Source organism: Streptomyces sp. NPDC002265 (assembly GCF_040296125.1).
Classification (GTDB): domain Bacteria; phylum Actinomycetota; class Actinomycetes; order Streptomycetales; family Streptomycetaceae; genus Streptomyces.
In genome coordinates this window covers 1-19,200 of record NZ_JBEOWS010000185.1, presented here as the reverse complement: position 1 = coordinate 19,200, position 19,200 = coordinate 1, and the positions used below count along the sequence as shown (strand labels likewise).

General features: G+C 71.7%; 7 protein-coding genes. 6 read left to right on the top strand and 1 reads right to left on the bottom strand.

Annotated features, from left to right (window positions below; genetic code table 11):
• Positions 1 to 848: 848 nt before the first annotated feature.
• On the top strand, positions 849 to 1,469 hold the full coding sequence (gene wrbA, locus ABT085_RS27930) for an NAD(P)H:quinone oxidoreductase (RefSeq protein ID WP_351613599.1): 621 nt from the start codon (positions 849 to 851) through the stop codon (positions 1,467 to 1,469).
• Between the two features lie 203 nt (positions 1,470 to 1,672).
• Here the strand turns inward: wrbA and ABT085_RS27925 are convergent, their stop codons facing one another.
• Positions 1,673 to 2,512: an MHYT domain-containing protein gene (locus ABT085_RS27925; protein WP_351613597.1), complete on the bottom strand. Its 840-nt coding sequence runs from the start codon at positions 2,510 to 2,512 to the stop codon at positions 1,673 to 1,675.
• A 754-nt stretch (positions 2,513 to 3,266) separates the two neighbouring features.
• Here ABT085_RS27925 and ABT085_RS27920 point away from each other — a divergent pair.
• From ABT085_RS27920 to ABT085_RS27900, 5 genes are read left to right on the top strand one after another with little or no spacing between them, the layout of a single operon-like run.
• Complete coding sequence (locus ABT085_RS27920) at positions 3,267 to 7,208, top strand: non-ribosomal peptide synthetase (RefSeq protein WP_351613595.1); 3,942 nt, start codon at positions 3,267 to 3,269, stop codon at positions 7,206 to 7,208.
• Positions 7,208 to 16,546, top strand: a complete 9,339-nt coding sequence (locus tag ABT085_RS27915; RefSeq protein WP_351613592.1) for a non-ribosomal peptide synthetase — start codon at positions 7,208 to 7,210, stop codon at positions 16,544 to 16,546. Before ABT085_RS27920 ends, ABT085_RS27915 begins: the two co-directional genes overlap by 1 nt.
• Positions 16,543 to 17,583: a GSCFA domain-containing protein gene (locus ABT085_RS27910; protein WP_351613589.1), complete on the top strand. Its 1,041-nt coding sequence runs from the start codon at positions 16,543 to 16,545 to the stop codon at positions 17,581 to 17,583. The genes ABT085_RS27915 and ABT085_RS27910 overlap by 4 nt, the downstream gene beginning before the upstream one ends.
• Positions 17,552 to 18,253, top strand: coding sequence for a hypothetical protein (locus ABT085_RS27905; RefSeq protein WP_351613586.1), 702 nt, complete (start codon positions 17,552 to 17,554; stop codon positions 18,251 to 18,253). Before ABT085_RS27910 ends, ABT085_RS27905 begins: the two co-directional genes overlap by 32 nt.
• Before the next feature lie 26 nt (positions 18,254 to 18,279).
• Positions 18,280 to 19,152, top strand: a complete 873-nt coding sequence (locus tag ABT085_RS27900; RefSeq protein ID WP_351613583.1) for a TauD/TfdA dioxygenase family protein — start codon at positions 18,280 to 18,282, stop codon at positions 19,150 to 19,152.
• Positions 19,153 to 19,200: the final 48 nt, after the last annotated feature.

The window sequence follows — 19,200 nt, the reverse complement described above, 5'->3', positions numbered from 1 at the left end:
GGAACCGGCCGTGCCGGAGCGGGAGGCGGTGTGAAACCACCTGGGGAAGTGGCCTACCCATCACAACCTGCCCTTGTCCGCTGCCGACGACGCTCGGCAGAGGCACCCGACCATGAACCCGGCCCTCACCCGGGCACGGGAACCGGTCGCTCCCGGAACATGTTTCCGTCGCCCCCATGGCGACGGAGCGCGTGCAGGTGACCGTCGCCGGATCGCGGGAGACGGCCACCTGCGCCCCACAGCCGCTGGGACGCAACAAGTGGGGGCGCACCAGATCCGCAGGACCGGTCCTGGGGACCGGCCGGCCTGTGGTGCTGGCGACAAGGCGCTCTGCTCCCCCGGGTCTCCCCATGGAACAAGCGCTCCGACCCGGGGCCACGCAGACAACCGGTCCATGCCGACCGGCTGTTCGCCTGCCCGTCCGCACCAAGGACAGTCGGTGCGAACCGGCTCCACGAGCGTGGCAGCCACCGTCTGTGCGCGGCAAGCCCGATTCGATCAAGACGCCTCAAGAGGCACCGTGGTTCGATCGATCGGGCAGTCCGCGCCAGGCCGCCGCTCGGGCGGCACCGGCGAAGGGCACGGAGATCCGTCGTCTCAGCCGTTCGGGGCATCCGCGAGGTGGTGGCCCCGGTGCCGGGTCACTTCATCGAGAGCCGTCCGCCGGGGCCGGCTCTTCCATGCCCCGTCGTGTGACAAGACTCATATGATTCAATATTCAACGATCATTCGGTTTAATATTCAACAAGTGCCCGAAGTGCGGGCACTGAACCACAAGATTGCGACCCGCCATGGGCATCTTCAGCCGCAACCGCACGAACAACTCCAACGAACCGGAGAACGAAGCCGTGAGCACGCCGATCAAGGTAGCTGTCATCTACTACTCCTCCACCGGCACGATCGCCGAGGTCGGCAAGGAGATAGCCCAGTACGCGGAGAAGGCCGGCGCCGAGGTCCGCCTGCTCAAGGCCGCCGAACTGGCCCCGCAGTCGGCCATCGACTCCAACCCCGCGTGGGCCGCCAACGCCGCCGCCACCGCGGACATCCGCGAGGCCACCCCGGACGACATCGAGTGGGCCGACGCCGTGGTCTTCGGCTCCCCCACCCGTTTCGGCAACATCGCCTCGCAGCTCAAGCAGTACATCGACACCCTCGGCGGCCTCTGGGCGCAGGGCAAGCTCGCCAACAAGGTCTACAGCGGCTTCACCTCGTCCGCCACGGCCCACGGCGGCCAGGAGTCCACCCTTCTCGCCCTGTACACGTCCTTCCACCACTTCGGCGGCATCGTGGTCGCCCCCGGCTACACCGACGCCGCCAAGTTCGCCGACGGCAACCCCTACGGCACCTCGCACGTCGACGCCCAGGGCAACAACCCCGTGAACGACACGACCCGTGAGGCCGCCCGCATCCAGGCCGAGCGCGTCGTCCACATCACGACCGCCCTGAAGGCCGGCCTCTCCGCCGCCTGAGCCAGGCGCCCGCCACCCCCGCCGTGACCCGGCCGCCCCACGCGGTGCCGGGCCACTGGCCTCGGCCCGTCCGGTGCGATCAGCGCCTGGACGGGCCGAGGCGTGTGCGGTGCAGGAGCCGCCTGGACCGCGCTGTCGCACGCGGAGGACCGCGGCACGGGCGGAGCCGACGGCGTCGGACGGCCGCCTGCCGGATCGGCCGGCTATCCGCCGTAGAACTCGGACGTGTCGCGCCGGTGGCGGCTGCCGGCCTTCGCGAAGGCCGAAGGGACTTCACCGCCCCCGTGTCCGGCCGGTGCGTTGCCGAGGCCCTCACCGGAGACGAGCAGCGGGTCGAACATCACGATGACGCCGGCGAGCAGAATGAAGAGAACCGGCCCGATGAGCATCGGGACCAGCATCTTCGCCAGGGACGAACCCTGGTCCACCGCGCCCTGCTCGTGCAGGTGGACGGACAGGCCGGTCATGGCGGTGTAGTGCATGCCGGTGACAGCCACGCCCATGACGAGACTGGCCCCGAGACTGGGCAGGAAGCCGCGGACGGTCACGGCCGCCCAGAGCGCGGCCGTCGCGGCCACCACCGCGATGGCGACGGAGACCGCGACGACGACGGGCTGGTACCGCAGACTTCCCTGGAACGTCACGCCTGCCATGCCGATGTAGTGCATCGCCGCCACGCCGAGTCCTGTCGTCAGCCCCGCCATGCCCAAGGTGGCGCGTCCCGCTCCGCGGTACCCGACCAGGAAGACGCCCAGGCTCACCACCACGACGGCCACGACCAGGCTGAGCACGGTCAGCGGCACGTCGTAGTTGACGGGCACATCGATGATGCGGAACCCGACCATCCCGATGAAGTGCATCGACCAGATGCCGCACCCCAGCGCCGCCGCTCCCAGCGCGAGCCAGCCGGCCTTGAAGGAACCCTCCACCAGCAGAGAACGGGCGACGCAGCGCAGCGCAAGAGCGCCGCCGAGGCACGCCATGACGTACGCCACGACGGGTGTGACCCACCCATAACTGAATCCATTGACCGTTCCGTGCATGTCGCCCCTTCGTGGAGATCATGTACAGACAGAGCTACAGGCACACCCTTGTAGTTTCAAGTTCAACAATTGAAGCGACGGCCACCGCGCCGAGGCGACGCGGCGAGCCCCCATGGAGCCGAACCGCATCGAGCGCCGATGCCCCTTAGGGCATTCACGTTGCCCCAAAAGCCCATTACCGGAGAATTCCCGTCGACTAACCTTCTCGAGATCCTCTACAGTCGCCCGCCGCGCATATGAGATAGAGCGACACATGGCAGTGTGACGCGGGTCACCGTTGCCCATTAAACAAGACTGGAATTAATGTCAGCGAAACCGATCCCCGAAACAGCGAACAGGAACGGGCGATATCCCCTCACCTGCTCATCCGCCTGCACCTGACGCGACCTCGTGGCGTCAGGCGAGCGATGACCGCACCCAGCCAGACCCAAGACCGGGGTTGACCTGTAAATACATCCCCCGTGCAGCCCGATGAGGGTCTCCGTAGAGTCACCTGTCCGATGTCGCCACAACTGCGGCTCCGCTGGAAAGCACTCGCGGCCGAACAATTCCGACCTCGCGCGTCCCGGCGGCTTTGAAGGAAACATTTCCCCCACATCGCGAACCCGGCATCTCCGTACTTCGCGCGCCTGCATGCAGGCGCCCTTGAATCTCTGAATCCGGTGTCCGAACCGCGTTCTTTTCTCGTGAAGGGTCTTCCGTGTCTGCCCCCCGAACCCCAGTCACCCGTCACTCGGACGACGTACCGTCTCCCGTGCCGCTGTCCCTCGGGCAGGAACGGCTGTGGGTCATGGCGCGCATGGACGGAGACGCCAGCGCCGCCTACAACGAGCCGATGCCCTTCGACATCCGGGGCCCGCTGGACCGCGACCTGCTCATCCAGGCGCTCCATCTTCTCGCCGCCCGCCACGAAGCCCTGCGCACACGTCTGGTGCCCTCCGGCGGCACCGCGCTCCAGGTCGTCGATCCGCCGGAGACCGGTTTCCCGGTGACCTTCGAGGACCTGACCGGACTCCCGGACGCCGCCCGGCGGTTCGAGCAGGCGCGGCGGGCGGTGGAGGGTACTCCGTTCCGCCTCGGCGAGGAGCCCATGGTGCGCGGCCGTCTCGTAGCCCTCGCACCGGACCACCACGTCTTGTTGCTGACGGCCCACCACATCGTCTTCGACGGCTGGTCCCGTTCGACGCTGCTGCGCGAACTGGGCCTGGTGTACACCGCGCTCCGGCAGGGCGAGGACGCGGCCCTGCCGGAACTGGTCTGGCAGTACAGCGACTACACCCGCTGGCAGTGGGAGTGGATGTCGGGAGAGGAACCCGCCGCGCACGCGGAGTACTGGACCAGCGCGCTGGCCGGCGTCCCGGCAGTGATCTCCCTGCCCACCGACCGGCCCCGCCCGCCCGAGCAGACCTTCCACGGCGACCGGGTGGCGGTGACCGTCGGCGAGGAGCTCACCCAGGCCCTGCGCGACCTCGCCGCACGCACCGGGGTCTCCCTGTACGCGACCGTGCTGACCGGCTGGTCGGTGCTGCTGTCGCTGCTCTCCGGGCAGGACGACATAGTCGTCGGCGCCCCCACGTCGAACCGTCGCCGCGGGGACGTCGAGGGCCTGATCGGTTTCTTCGTCAACACCCTGGCCCTGCGCGCAGACCTCTCCGGCCGCCCCAGCGTCACCGAGGCGATGGAGCAGGTGAACCAGCGCATCCGCGGCGCCCTCAAGCACGTGGACCTGCCCTTCGAGCGCGTCGTGGAACTGGTCAACCCGCCGCGCAGCCCGGCCTACACGGCCCTGTTCCAGACCATGTTCGCCTGGGTCCCCTCCATGCGGAACGAGCTGCGGCTGCCCGGTCTGGACGTCGAACTGCGGCAGGACGCCGCACACGTCCCCGCCAAGTTCGACATGGTCCTGGCCCTGGCCGACGAAGGGACCCGCCTCGACGGCGAGATCGACTACGCCGTGGCCCTCTTCGACCGCGCGACCGTCGAACGGTTCGTGCGCCAGTTCCTGCGCGTGCTGCGCCTGATGACCGAGAACCCCGGGGCCCTGGTGGCCGACCTGACGTTGCTGGACGAGGACGAGCAGCAAGAACTCCTCGCCGGCTTCAGCAACGGACCCGCCGCGGACGTACCGGGTGCGCCCACGGCGGCGGGCCTGCTGGAGCGGTTCGCGGCACAGGTGCGCGAACGGCCCCGCCAGTCGGCCGTGGTGGCCGGGGGCACGGAACTCGACTACGCGACGCTCGACCGCAGGACCAACCGGCTCGCCCACGCGCTGATCGCCCGCGGAGTGCGGCCCGACGACGTCGTGGGCGTGCACACCGGACGGACTGCCGAACTCGTCGTCGGAGTGCTCGGCATCCTCAAGGCCGGTGCCGCCTACCTGCCGCTCGACCCGGGACAGCCCTCGGAACGGCTCGCGGTCATGGTGGGCGACGCCGAGCCGGCGCTGGTCCTCACCGACCGGGCGGCACTCGCCGGCGAGCGGGACCGGTGGGAGACCCTGGCGGACGTCGAGGCCGAGGGAGCCCGCGACGACACACCGGAGGTCGGGGAGGACCCGAGCCGGCTCGCGTACGTCATCTACACCTCCGGATCGACCGGCCGCCCCAAGGGGGTCGCGGTCACCCACGGCAGCGTCGTCAACCTCTTCGACCACTGGCGCGAGCTCATGGGCGACGCCCCCGGTGAAGCGGCGTCGGCCTGGTCGAGCATCGGCTTCGACGCCTCCGTGCACGAGCTCCTCATGCCGCTGACCACCGGGGCCGAGCTCCACATCGTCCCCGACGAACTCCGCGGCGACCCGGCGCAGCTCATGGACTGGCTGCGCGAGCACAAGGTCACGCAGACCTTCCTGCCCCCGTCCTACGTCCTGTGGATCGACGAGGACCCGGCCGCCCGCCTCTCCGGACTGAGTCTGCGTCGGCTGCTGACCGGGGTGGAGTCCCTGCCCGAGGGCGCCCTGCATCGCATGTGCCGGCTGCTGCCCGGTCTGCGCATCTGCTTCGGCTACGGTCCGACCGAGGCCACGCTCTACTCCACCGCCTACACCGACCCCCAGCCCTACGAACGCCCCTGCCCCATCGGGCGGCCACTGCGCGGCACCCGCCTGTACCTGCTGGACGACCGGATGCGCCCGGTGCCCGTGGGAGTGCCCGGCGAGGTCTATCTCGGCGGGGCGAGCCTGGCCCGCGGATATCTCCACCGGCCCGACCTCACCGACGAGCGCTTCCTGCCCGACCCGTTCGTGCCCGGCGAGCGCGTCTACCGCACCGGCGACCTGGCGCGCTGGCTGCCGGACGGCAACGCCGCATACGTCGGCCGCCGCGACGACCAGCTCAAGCTGCGCGGCTTCCGCATCGAACCCGGCGAGGTCGAGGCGGCCCTGCTGGCGGTGCCCGGAGTACGGCAGGCCGTGGTCCTGGCCGACCGTGACACCCCGGGTGGCCCCCGCCTGGTCGCGGGTGTGGGATGCGACAGCGACGTGACGCGGACGGCGTACGAGTGGCGCGCCGCCCTGAAGAACCGCCTGCCCGACTACATGATCCCCGTCGTGTTCGCCGAGTTCACGAGCCTGCCGCTGAACCGCAGCGGCAAGGTGGACCGCACGGCCGTGCTGCGCGCCACCGCGGGGGCCCACGCCGAACGGGTCAACACCGCCGCCCCCCGTGACCACGTCGAGATGGCGCTCCACCGGATCTGGCGGCGCGTACTGGTCCACCCGGACATCGGCGTCGGAGACGACTTCTTCGAGCTCGGCGGCACATCGATCTCCGCGATCAAGATGGCCTCCGCCGTCCAGGAGGAGCTCGGCGTCGGCCTGCCGGTACGGGACGTCATGCTGCACCCGACCATCGAGGCGCTCGCCGAACGGGTGCGCGGCGACAGATCCGGGTCCCCGCGGTCCGCGGAGCACAGCAGCCTCGTCGAGTTCCGCGCCGGCCGTGGCCGGCAGCGTGTGGTGTGCGTCCATCCGGCCGGCGGCACCGCCTTCTGCTATCTGCCGCTGTCCGCGGCACTCCCCGACGACGTGGGCGTGATGGGACTGCAGGCGCCCGGAATCAATCCCGGCGAGTCCACCCTCCCCGGCGTCGAGGCGATGGCCCTCGCCTACCTACGGCTCGTCGACGCCCGCCCGGACGAGGAACTCGTGCTGTGCGGACTGTCCTACGGCGGCCTCGTGGCCTACGAGATGGGCCGCCGTCTGATGGCGACCGGACACCAGAAGGTCAGCGTGGTCCTGCTGGACACCCACGGCGCCGACGACGCGCAGCGGCACGCCGCGCTCGCGCCCGTGGGCATGGCGGAGTTCCGGGAGAAGCTGGTCCGCTTCAACGGCATGTATCCCGGCATCGACGACGACCAGGTGGCCCGCTACCTGAACGTGTACAACCACCACCGCGAGACGGCCCGCGACTACGTCGTACCCGACTCGCCGGCCCGTGTCGTGCTGATGCAGGCGACGGCCGTGGACGACGAGGACGCGGAGCAGGCCGCCGCCCGGCTGCGCGCCTTCTGGCAGCACCGCGTCAGCGGCGACTTCCTGGTCGAACCGGTGGCCTGCGGTCACTGGGACATGCTGGAGAGCGACGAACTCCCGCACGTCGCCGCAGTCCTCGTCGCCGAACTCGATCTCCTGGCCTCCGGCACCGGCAGGGCCGGCACCGGGCATCACCGCCCCACCGCCGCGCGGGAGGCGTGATGGAACCGCAAGCCACCGCATCCCCGACCGGCACGGTGACGGCCGACGGCGCACCGACGGGGATCGCCCTGGAAGTCCACCGCCAGGCCCTGCGCACCCCGCAGGCCGAGGCCGTCGCCGACGGCGAGGTACGACTGGACTACGCGACCCTCGACGCCACGGCCGCTGCCGTGACCGAGGCCCTGCGCCGCGAGGGTGTGCGCGCCGGTCAGGCGGTCGCGGTGGCGCTGCCGCGCTCATGGCAGCTGGTCTGCGTGATGCTGGGCGTCCTGCGGCTGGGCTGCCAGGTGGTGCCCTTGGACACGCAGAGCCCCGCCGACCGGCGTCGCTTCATCCTGGAGGACTCCGCGGCGGCCGCCCTGGTGCACTCCTCCGTGTGGACGGCGACGGAGCTGCCGCCCGGCGTCACGTCGCTCGATGTCGACCGGCTGGTGCCCGCACTGCCGGAAGCCGCGTCCGCGGTCTCCGCCGTGTCGGCTCCTCCCGCCGCGCCCGAGGTGTCCTTCCTCTTCTACACCTCCGGCACGACCGGGCGGCCCAAGGGCGTCGAGGTCCGCGACTCGGGCATCATGCGCCTGGCCCGGCCCGGATACGTCCGCATCGCCCCCGGCCTGCGCTACTCCTGCCTGGCGAATCCGGCGTTCGACGCGCTGAGCTTCGAGGTCTGGGCGCCGCTGCTGACCGGCGGCTGCTGCGTGATCCTGCGCGACGGCGACGTACAGACCCCCGAGCGGCTGGCCGCGGCACTGCGCCGTGAGCGGGTGGACACCGTCTTCATCACGACCGCCCTGTTCAACGCGATGGTGACGGCCGTGCCGGACTGCTTCGCCGCGGCCGGTGAGGTACTGGTGGGCGGCGAGCAGCTCAACCCCCGGGTGATGCGCCGCTGGTACGAGGACAACGCGGACAGCGCCACCCGTCTGTTCAACATCTACGGGCCGACGGAGTCCACCACCTTCGCCCTGTGCCACCCGATCCCGCGGGACTTCACCGGTGACGTGGTGCCCATCGGCCGGCCCCTGCCGCAGACCGGTGCCGTCCTGGTCGTGCCGGGCCAGGAGAAGACCGCCGCGCCCGGCGAGGTGGCCGAGCTCCTGCTCAGCGGCGAGGGACTCGCGGCCGGCTACCGCAACCTTCCCGAGGAGACCGAGCGGCGCTTCGTACGACTGGCATGGCTCGACGGCGGCGCCGAGCGGTATTACCGCACCGGGGACCTGGTGCGGTGCGACGACGAGGGCCGGATCGAGTACGTCGGCCGGACCGACCGCCAGGTCAAGGTCCGCGGCTTCCGGATCGAGCCCGGCGAGGTGGAACGCCGGGTCTTGTCCCATCCGGCGATCCGGCGGGCCCATGTGTGCACCCGTCGCGCGAGCGAGGAGGGCCCGAACGAACTGCTGGCGTTCGTGGTCCTGCAACAGGAGCTGTCCTACGAGGAATTCGACGCCCATCTGACGGCCCACCTGCCCGCCTACATGCGCCCGCACCAAATTCATCGCCTCGACGAACTGCCCCTCAACGCCAATGGCAAGGTCGACCAGGCCGCCCTGCTGCGGCGGGCCGACCGGCCCTGGCGGCCCGCCGCGACGGACGTCCGCACCGCGACGGGTACCGAGCGGGAGGTCCTGGAACTGGCCGAGGACATCCTGCAGACGACGGGCCTCGGGCTCGGCGACCGGTGGATCGCCAGTGGTGGCGACTCGTTGAAGGCCTTGCGGCTCTGCTTCGCGATCCGCCGGCGATGGGGCTGCGACGTGGCGCAGACGGACGTCCTCCACGGAGACATGGCCGGCATCGCGCGGGCCGTCGCCGCGGCCGGGACGGGCGAGAAGAGCACCTACCCGGTACCGCTGAGGACCGACGCCCGGTCGGCGGCCGCCACCGCCGAGCAGGAACGCCTGTGGCTGCTGCAGCGTCGTACTCCCTCGTCCCTCGCCTACTCCGTCAACCAGGCCTTCCGTGTGGACGGACCCGTCGACACCACCGCGCTGCGGCGGGCGCTGCGGACCGTGGTGGCACGCCACCCCGCACTGCGCACGGGCTTCGTCCTCGGGCCGCACGGGCTGCGGCAGACCGTCGACGAGCCGTACGACCCCTGGCACGATCCGGGCGAGGGCCGCACGTGGGACGAGCAGGAGGCGCACGCCTTCGCCGACACCTTCTTCGCCGAACCCTTCGACCTCGCCGTGCCGCGCATGCTGCGAGCCTGCTGGCTGCCCGACGACTACGGCGGCACCCTGCTGCTGCACCTGCACCACATCGCCGTCGACGGCTGGTCGCTGAGCGTCCTGCTCCAGGATCTGTCCACCGCCTACGCCGAAACCGGGACCGGTACCGGCGCAGGCACCGAGGCCGGCGAGAGCGGGAGGGCGGCGCCCACCCCGCTGGACTTCGCCGCCTGGCAGTCCGACTGGTTCGCCACCGCCGCCTACCAGGAGCGGCGCAACGAGCTCCTGGCCTACTACCGAGGCCTGGAGGAACCCCAGGAACCGCTCCCGGACCAGGCCGGCGGTCCGGCACCGCGGGCTCGGCTGCTGCACACCACCCTCGACGTGGTGCGCCGGGCCGAGGTCGACCGGCTCTGCGCCGAGCTCGGCCTGACCCGCTTCCAGGTGCTGCTGGGCGCATTCTCCTGGAGCCTGTACGGGGTGACCGGCCTGCTCCGCCCCCGCATCGCCGCCCCGGTCGCCAACCGCCCCGTCCGCGACTTCCAAGACAGCGTGGGAATGCTGGCCAACACCGTGCTGCTGCCGGTGACGGTGTCACCGGGTGAGGGCCTGCGCTCCCAGCTCACCCGTACCGGAGCCGACACCGGGCAGGTGCTGCAACGCCAGGACGTGGCCCTCGCCGACGTGCTGACCGAATGGGAGGCCGTCGGCGACGGCCCTCCCTTCGACGTGCTGTTCGTCCTGGAGAACACCGACTTCGGCGCACTGCGCCTGCCGGGCTGCGCCCAGCGTCCTGTGTGGTGGGCCGCCCCGGAGGCCAAGTGCCCGATGACGGTCTCCGTCCTCGAACATGCCGACGGGCTCGACCTGCTATGGGAGTACGCCGAGGACCGCTTCACCGGCGAGGCCGTCGAAGCGATGGCCGACCTGCTGCGGCGGGGTGTGGACGCACTCGCCGCGGGCGGGCGCTCCACCCCGCGGGAACTGGTCGCCCCCTACCGGCGCTCCCTGCCCCGGTTCGGACGCGGTCCCGCCCCCGAACCGGGCTTCACCACCGTCGCCGAGGGTTTCGCACGTCAGGTCGTCCGGACCCCGCACGCCTGCGCCGTCGTGACCGCGGACGGACAGTCCCTGAGCTACGCGGAGCTCGACGCCCACGCCGCGGCCCTCGCCGCGGACCTGGCCGACCGCTGCTCGATCCCCCTCGACGGCACCCCCTGCCGGGCGGCCCTGTACCTGGACCCGTCGGTCGAACACGTGGTGGCGCTGCTGGCGCTGGCACGGCTGAACGTCACCGCCGTCCCCCTCGACCCCTCCTACCCGGCCGAGGTGCTGCGTCGCGTCCTGGAGCGGGTCGACCCCCTGTGCGTACTGACGGCCTCCGAGCCCGCGTCAGCACTTGACGTTCTGCTCCCGGACGGCGTCGTCCGCCATCGCGTCGCCCTCGCAGCAAAGCCGGCCGGGAGCGCGACGGCCCCGTACGACAGGCGCGCGCACCACCGCGACCGGCCGCTGTACACGCTGTTCACCTCGGGCTCGACCGGTGTCCCCAAGGGTGTCCAGATATCCGACCGCACCCTGTGCGACCTGATCCAGTGGCAGTCCGGGCCCGGAAGCCTGGCCGCCTCGGCGGCTACCCAGCAGTTCTCGATGCTGTCCTTCGACGTCTCCTTCCAGGAGATCTTCGGGACGCTGTGCACCGGCGGCAGCCTCCACCTCGTACACCCCGGCTGGCGCCAGGACATCCCCGCCCTCCTGGACCGGCTAGAGTCCGCGGGAGCCGAGCGGATCTTCATGCCGTACGTAGCGCTGCAACTGCTCGCCGAGTACGGCGTGCGCCTGGGACGATACCCGTCCCGGCTGCGCGAAGTGGTCACCGCAGGCGAGCAGCTGGTGTGCACCGACACCATCCGCCGCTGGTTCGCGGGACTGCCGGGCGCCCGCCTCTTCAACCACTACGGTCCCACCGAGACGCACGTGGTCAGCGCCCTGTGTCTGGAGGGGGACCCGCGGCAGTGGCCCGAACGGCCCGCCATCGGGCGGCCGGTGGCCGGCGCCGACCTGCGGGTGGTGGACGCCCACGGCGACCCGGTACCACCCGGCTGCACCGGCGAGCTGCTGCTCGGCGGCACCATGACCAGCCGCTGCTACCTCGACGACCCCGGTCTCAACGACACCCGATTCCTCGAAGTGCCCGGTGAGGGCCTCTACTACCGCAGCGGCGACCAGGCCTGGTTCGACCACGACGGCCTGCTGCACTACGCGGGCCGTGACGACCAACAGATCAAGCTGAGCGGGCACCGGCTGGAACTCGGCTCCGTCGAAGCGGCCCTGCTGCGCCACCCGGCCGTCGTCAACGCCGTCGTGGCCCGTGACGGCGACCGGCTGGCGGCCTGCCTGGAGTTCCGCGCAGATACCCCGGCCGCCGACGATCTGACGGCACACCTCTCCGCTCTGCTGCCCTCCTACGTCCGCGTGGACCGCTTCCGCCGGCTCGAAGCCCTGCCGCGCACTCCCAGCGGCAAGCTGGACCGGAAGGCGGCTCTGCGGGCGCCGGGCGAGGAGATCAGCCGCTCGTCCGCCCCCCGCGCCGGACTGACGCACGAGGAGGCACGGCTCACCGCCGTGTTCGAGGCGGTCACCGGTGCGAGCATCGAACCGGACCAGACCTTCTTCGAGGCGGGCGCCTCCAGCCTCACCCTCATGCGCTTCCACCTGCGCTGCACCACCGAACTCGGCCTGCGCTTCGGCGTCGCCGAGCTGTTCGAGCACGTCACCGTCCGCGCCCTGGCCCGCCACCTCGCCGCCAGTGACCCACCCGACATCCGCACACCCGCCGTCACGAGACCCAGCGAGAGAACCGCAACGGACCCGAGCGAGCCGATCGCGATCGTCGGCATGGCCGTACGCCTGCCAGGCGCTTCGGACCTGGCCGCGTTCTGGGACCTGGTGGTCTCCGGCGGCACCGGCATCCGCCGCATCGACGCCCCCGAGGGCATCATCGGCGCGCACAGCACACTCGACGGCATGTTCGACTTCGACCCGGGCCACTTCGGCATCAGTCCGCACGAAGCCCGCCTGATGGACCCCCAGCAGCGCCACCTACTGATGACCTGCGTCCAGGCCCTGGCCCACGCGGGTGTCCGGGACACCTCCAGCACCCGTGTGGGGCTGGTCGCCGGCGCCGGGGAGAACACCTACTTCCAGTCCCTGCTGCGCGAGGCGGACCCCGCCCGGCTGCCCGACGGCTTCCAGCTCGCCCTGCACCACGAGAAGGACTTCCTGGCCACCAAGGCGGCCTACCACCTCAGCCTGACCGGCCCGGCCTTCAGCGCCCAGACGGCTTGCTCCAGCTCCCTGGTCGCCGTGCACCTCGCGGCCGGTCTGCTCCGTCAGGGCGAGGCCGACGTGATGCTCGCCGGCGGCGTCCTCATCGACCCCGGACTGACCGACGGCTACCGCTACCGACCGCAGCACATCTTCTCCGCCGACGGCGACTGCCGGCCCTTCAGCGACGACGCGACCGGGACGGTCGGAGCCAGCGGCGTCGGTGTCGTGGTCCTCAAACCACTGCGGCAGGCCCGCCACGACGGCGACACCGTCTACGCGGTGATCACCGGCTCCGCGATCAACAACGACGGCTCTGCCAAGATGAGTTACACCGCGCCGTCCCTGGCCGGGCAGCGCGAGGTCATCCGCACCGCCCTGGCCCGCGCCGGACGCACCGGCGCCGACCTCGGCTACGTCGAGGCACACGGAACCGGCACCCGGCTGGGCGATCCCATCGAAGTGAGCGCGCTGCGCCAGGCGTTCGACGTCGGCGAGTCCGGCCGCTGCGCCCTCAGCTCGGTCAAGAGCCAGCTCGGGCACCTGGGCGCGGCCGCCGGCGTGGTGGGCCTCGTGCGCGCCGCCCTGGCCCTGCACCACGGCACCATTCCGCCCAACCTCAACTTCCGGGCCTTCAATCCGGAGATCGGCCCCGACCCCACTCCCTTCCACGTCCCCACCCGGGCCACGGCGTGGCCGGCGGGACGCGCACGGGTCGCCGCGGTCAGCAGCTTCGGCATCGGCGGCACGAACGCACACGTCGTCCTGGAGCCGGGGCCCCCGGCCGGCACCGATCCGTCGGCGGCGGTCCCGGAGTGCCTGGTGCTCTCCGCGACCAGCGCCCAGGCCCTCGCGGCCGACGCCGCCCGGATCGCGGAACACCTCCGGCTGCGTCCCGAACACTACGAGCCGGCGCTGCGTCATCTTCAGGCCGGGCGTCCGGCACGCCGACTGAGGGTCGCGGCACCCGTGTCCGGCGTCGACTCCGCGGTGCGCTGGCTGAACTCAGTGGCCGCCGGCGAGATCCCGCACGCCGTACTGGACCCGGACACACCCCCCGTTCCCGCGGCGGACCGTGCGGCACACGACCTCGCCCGGCAGTGGAACGCCGGGCGGAACATCGACTGGCAGCCGGGCCCGGCCCCGGCGCCCTGGGACTTCCCGCCCCCGTCCTTCGCGCTCGCGCCGTACGACCTCGACCGCACACCGAAGGCCGTACCGGCCGGCCCCCGAAGGCTGCCGCAGACCGAGTGGCTGCACCAGCCGCACTGGGTCCGACTGCGCCGCGCGGCCCAGGGCGGCACCGTCCCACCGTCCCAGCGCGCCCGCGTCGTGGTCGTCGTGGCTCCTGAGACGGTGCCGCGAGAGGCGTTCGACGCCTTCGCAACGGTGGCGGCTCGTGTGGTGCGGGTGCATCCTGCCGACGCCTTCGCGCGCCGTAGGCCGGACGTCTTCGAGGCCGATCCGGCCGACCCGGCGTCCCTGCGCCTGCTGTTCGACGCGTTGTCCGAGGAGGTCGGCGACGGTCTCGCCGACACCGAATGGGTCCACGCGTTGCCGCTGGCCGTGGCCGGGCCTGTCGGTCCGGAGGCGCTGGCGGAAGCCCGCCACGCCTGTCTGGACACCACCGCCGCGCTGGCGCAGGCGGTGTCCGGCCGCACCGGAACCCCCCGTGTGTGGTGGCTGTCGTACGGCGCGCGTCCGGTGAACGGCACGGTGCAGCGACCCGAACTGGCCCTCCTCGCGGGGCCGGTCGAGGTCTCGTACCAGGAGAACGCCCTGGCCGGACACTGGCTGGACCTCCCCGACGGCGGCCTCGCCCGGTGGGCACCCCACATCGCCTCGGTCATCGCCCAGATGCGCCGTGCGCCCCAGGACCCGACCGGCCCGGCGCTGCCCCGGCAGCTCGCGCTGCGGCAGGGCTACTGGTGGCAACCGGGCATCACACCCGTGCCGACGGTGCCCGCCGCCGAGCCGGTCGTTCCGTCCGGCAACGACACGGTCCACCTGGTCCTGGGCGGGACGGGCGGCATCGGCAGGGCCGTCGCCGCGTGGCTGCTGGAGCACACGGCCGGACAGGTCCTGCTGCTGTCGAGGAAGCCTCGGCTGCCCGAGGAGCTCGCCCGCTGGGCCGGCCGCATCACACTCGTCGAAGCCGATCTCGCGGCGCTGCCCCCGCACGAGGCGGCGGCGGCCGTCGCCGCGCACACCGCACGGCTGGACAGCGTGATCCATGCCGCCGGCCAGGGCTTCGGCAGCCTGCTGCGACGCCGCGACGCCACAGCGATGCGCGCCGGCGCGGCCGCCAGGGAGAACGGCGCCCTCGTCGTGGAACGCCTGATCGAGACCTTCCGCCCGGATGTCGCGGTGTACTGCTCCTCCATGTCCGCTCTGCTCGGAGGCACCGGCCAGACGGACTACGCCGCCGGCGCGAGCCTTCTCGACGGTTTCGCCCACCATCGCGCCACCGAGACCGACAGGACGGTCCGGATCAGCGTCGACTGGGACATCTGGCGCGAGACGGGAATGGCGACGCGAGCGCTGGCCGCGGACAGCCGCCACCAGGCCCACCTGGAGGTGGGCCTGACGGTCGAGGAGGGCCGAGCGGTCTTCGCCCGGGCGCTGGCCCTGCAGCTGCCCCAGCTCCTCGTCTCCACCACGGACATCGAGTCCTCCCGGGCCTTCTACGCGCCTGCCCCGCAGATGCGGACGGAGCCTGCGGCCGTGGTGCCGAACGGACCCGCGCGGGACCCGGCCGACGAGGCGGCGACCGCGGACGCCGCCGAATCCGCCGAGCGCGCCGCTGCCATGACCCGCGTGATCCAGGACCTGCTCGGTGTGGACGACTTCGCCCCGGACGACTCGCTGTACGACCTCGGCGCCGACTCGCTGACCCTGCTCAGTCTGATCGCGCAGATCGAGGACGACTACGGCGTCGAGTTCGACCTGGCCACCTTCAGCCACCGGGTCAGTCTCATGGAGATCCTCAAACACCTCCAGGAGGCCCTCGCCCCCGCGCCCGCCCACCGGGCGGCCGTCACCACGTCGCCGGTCACCGTCGACATCTGGCAGGAAGGCACCGGCTCGGCAGTCCTGTGCCTGGTGCACCCGGTCGGCGGCGACATCCAGGCCTACCGGTCGCTGGTGGCGGCGCTGGATCCCGGACCGACCGTGTGCCTGATCGCCGACCCCGCCCTGCGCGACCCCGACCTGCCCTCCTGGTCGCTGGCCGAACGCGCCCGCCTCTACGACGCTGCCCTGCGCGAGCACTTCGGCACACGGGAACACCGGCTGCACCTGGCGGGCTGGTCCTTCGGCGCCCGCGTCGCCATGGAGATGGCCGCCCTCGCCGAGAGCGCCGGCCGCCCCCTGCACGCGCTCTACCTGCTCGACCCCCCGCCCCCGCGGGCGGACGCGCTGGTCGCCGCCTACGACGAGACCCATCTCGCGACGGTGTTCGCCGCCGAACTCGGCACCGCGGCCTCGACGCCGTCGGCGCAGCACGCGCAGGCGTACGCCGAGCGGCTGGCCCGCTGCTGCCGGGCCAACCTGCACGCTCTGGGCGAGCACCGGGTACGGCCGCTCACCCTCACCCCCACCCTCCTGTGGCTGGCCGAGCAGCCCACGGCGGGCGTGCCCGCACCCGGCGACCCGCGGGAGACGGCCCGCCAGTGGGACGCCTGCCTGCCCGCCACCGCCCTGCGGCAAACGCTTCCCACCGACCACTACGGCGTCGTCGCACCCCCACACGTCCACACCGTGGCCGAAACCATCACCTCGACCCTCGCGGACGTCGCCGCCGCCCCCCGGCCCGACCGCGAGCACACATCGGAGCACGCCCTGTGAACCCCTACCAGTACCTGCCGGTCCGGTCGTTCTGGCGGCCGGCGGTCGCCGAACCGGACCCGCTGGACATCGACGACGTCTGGAGGCCCAAGTTCGCCCTCGGCCAGGACGACCCGGTCGTCACCGCGGGATCGTGCTTCGCCGCGCAGATCGGCCGGGCGCTGCTGGACTCGGGCATGAACTGGCTCGACGCCGAACCCGCCCCGCCGGGCCTGACCCGCGAGGAGCGCCGGTACCGCAACTACGGCGCCTTCTCGTTCCGCACGGGCAACATCTACACGCCCGCCGTCCTGCGCCAGTGGCTGTCGTGGGCCCTGGGTCACACGCGACCGCCCCAGGAGGCGTGGCCCGACAGGGAGCGCTGCGTCGACCCCTACCGGCCGGCGATCGAACCCGACGGCTTCGTCTCCCCGGCCGAGATGCTGCTGGCGCGCGACGTCACGCTCGACGCCATCCGCACCGCCGTCATGAGGGCGAGCTGCCTGGTCTTCACCATGGGGCTCACCGAAGCCTGGCGGGACACCGTCGACGGCACGGTGCACCCCACCTGCCCCGGCACCGTGCGCGGCACCTTCGACGCCTCCCGGTACGTCCTGCACAACTTCACGTTCGCCGAGGCCCACCGGGACATGACCGAGGCGATCAGGATGGCACGGCTGGTCAATCCCGGCCTGCGGATCCTGCTGACGGTCTCACCGCAACCCCTGACCGCGACCGCCACCGGCGCTCACGCGCTGGCCGCCAACGGCTACACCAAGTCCGTGCTGCGCGCGGTCGCCGGGCAACTCGCACTCGAGGACCCGGACATCGACTACTTCCCCTCCTACGAACTCATCACCGGGCCGGTCTTCGGCAGCCGCTTCTTCGGCCCCAACCACCGCACCGTGACCGCTGAGGGAGTCGACTTCGTGATGCGGCACTTCGTGGCCGGACTCCACTACCGGGCACCACAGGTGCGGCCCGGTCACAACGCCCCCGCCCGTTCGGCAGATGCCGCCTGTGAGGATGCCGTCCTTGACTACTACAGCCCCCGCTAGGTTCCTGCTGCTCGGCGACTCCCACGCGGGACCGATCGGACAGGCCGCCCGGCAAGCCGGCATCCCGTTCCAGGGCGGCCCCATCGGTGCCGGACGGGAGTTCACCGACAGCTTCTTCACCACCCGCCACGGCACCGGCGGCAGCGACGTGGTCTTCCACTCCGGCGAAGCCGAAGAGCACTACCGCCGCTTCCTCAAGGAGCTCGGCGTCGGCGCCCTCGCCGAGCTGGGCATACCGCTGGTCGCGACGTTCGGTTTCTGCGCGCACTTCGTCGCGCTGCGGGAGAACTGGGACCTTTACCGCGACCGCACCGGCGCGATAGCGCCAGCCTTCCTCGCCGGCACCCTGTTCGACACCGTCGTGCGCGGCGCCGTACGGGACGCGCTCGCGTTCTACGAGTACGCCGTGGACCTGGGCCTGCGGGTGCTTGCGGTGATGCCTCCGCAGCGGGTCCCGGGCCAGTCCGATGCCGCCGTGTTCATGGCGGCGCAGGAGCGCATCCGGCTGGCCGTCACGGAACTCGGTGTCGACGTCGTGGACCTGCGCCACCGGACCACCGGCCCGGACGGACTGCAACGCCCCGACCTGTGCGAGGCCGACGACGAGGTCCACGGCAACCTCGCCTTCGGCCGCATCGTCCTCGCCGAACTGCTCGACCGAGGCCTGTAATCCACTCCCCCTTCTGGAAGGACGTCATGGAGTCATACGAACGCGAAGCACTGGAAGCGGTGACCACGCGTCCGATGCACCCGTACCGCACGCTCAGGGTCGAGCGGATGACCCCCGTTCTGGGCGCAGAGGTCTCGAGGGTCGACCTGTCGCAGGAGATCCCGGACGAGCAACTCGAGGAGATACGAACCGCGTTCCGTGACCACCACGTCCTCGTCTTCCGCGACCAGACCATCACCGCCGAGGACCACAAGCGCTTCGCCTCGGCCTTCGGGGAGCTGCGGGCCGTCAACCCGCCGCCGCCCGAGGGCGACCCCTACGTTCTGGAGATCCGCACGACGTCCGCCGCGGCGAACGTGGCAGGCAACGGCTGGCACGCGGACGGCACCGCCGACGCCGAACCGTCGCTGGGATCCATGCTGTACATCACCGAGGTCCCCGAGCCGGGCTGCGGCGGTGACACCCTCTTCGCCAACATGCACCTGGCCTACGAGATGCTCTCGCCAGCCATGCGCTCCCTGCTGGACCCGCTGACCGCTGTCCACGACGGGGCGCAGGCCCTGGCGGGCTACACCCCGCCGGCCGACTACGTCGTCCCCAGGAGCGAGCACCCGATCGTCGCACGGCACCCGGAGACGGACCGCAAGCTGCTGTACGTCAACAAGGCCTACACCAGCCGCATCCCACAGCTCTCCGAGCAGGAGAGCCGGGCCCTGCTCGACATGCTCTTCGACACCATCGCCCGCAGACCGGTCCTGCACCTGCGCGTCCGCTGGACGCCGGGCACGCTCGTCTTCTGGGACAACCGCTGCGTCCAGCACCACGCGATCTACGACTACTACCCCTACGCCCGCTACGGCCAGCGCGTCGCCATCAACGGCGGCCCCGTCAAGGGCTGACGGCACGGCCACAGCAGGCGTGGTGCACGGACCGTACGGTCCGTGCAC

What these genes read in the sequence shown, in the direction of transcription:
- ABT085_RS27925 (WP_351613597.1), bottom strand. Translation starts at nt 2,512, where the DNA reads ATGCACGGAACGGTCAATGGATTCAGTTATGGGTGGGTCACACCCGTC.
- ABT085_RS27915 (WP_351613592.1), top strand. Translation starts at nt 7,208, where the DNA reads ATGGAACCGCAAGCCACCGCATCCCCGACCGGCACGGTGACGGCCGAC.
- ABT085_RS27905 (WP_351613586.1), top strand. Translation starts at nt 17,552, where the DNA reads ATGCCGTCCTTGACTACTACAGCCCCCGCTAGGTTCCTGCTGCTCGGC.
- ABT085_RS27900 (WP_351613583.1), top strand. Translation starts at nt 18,280, where the DNA reads ATGGAGTCATACGAACGCGAAGCACTGGAAGCGGTGACCACGCGTCCG.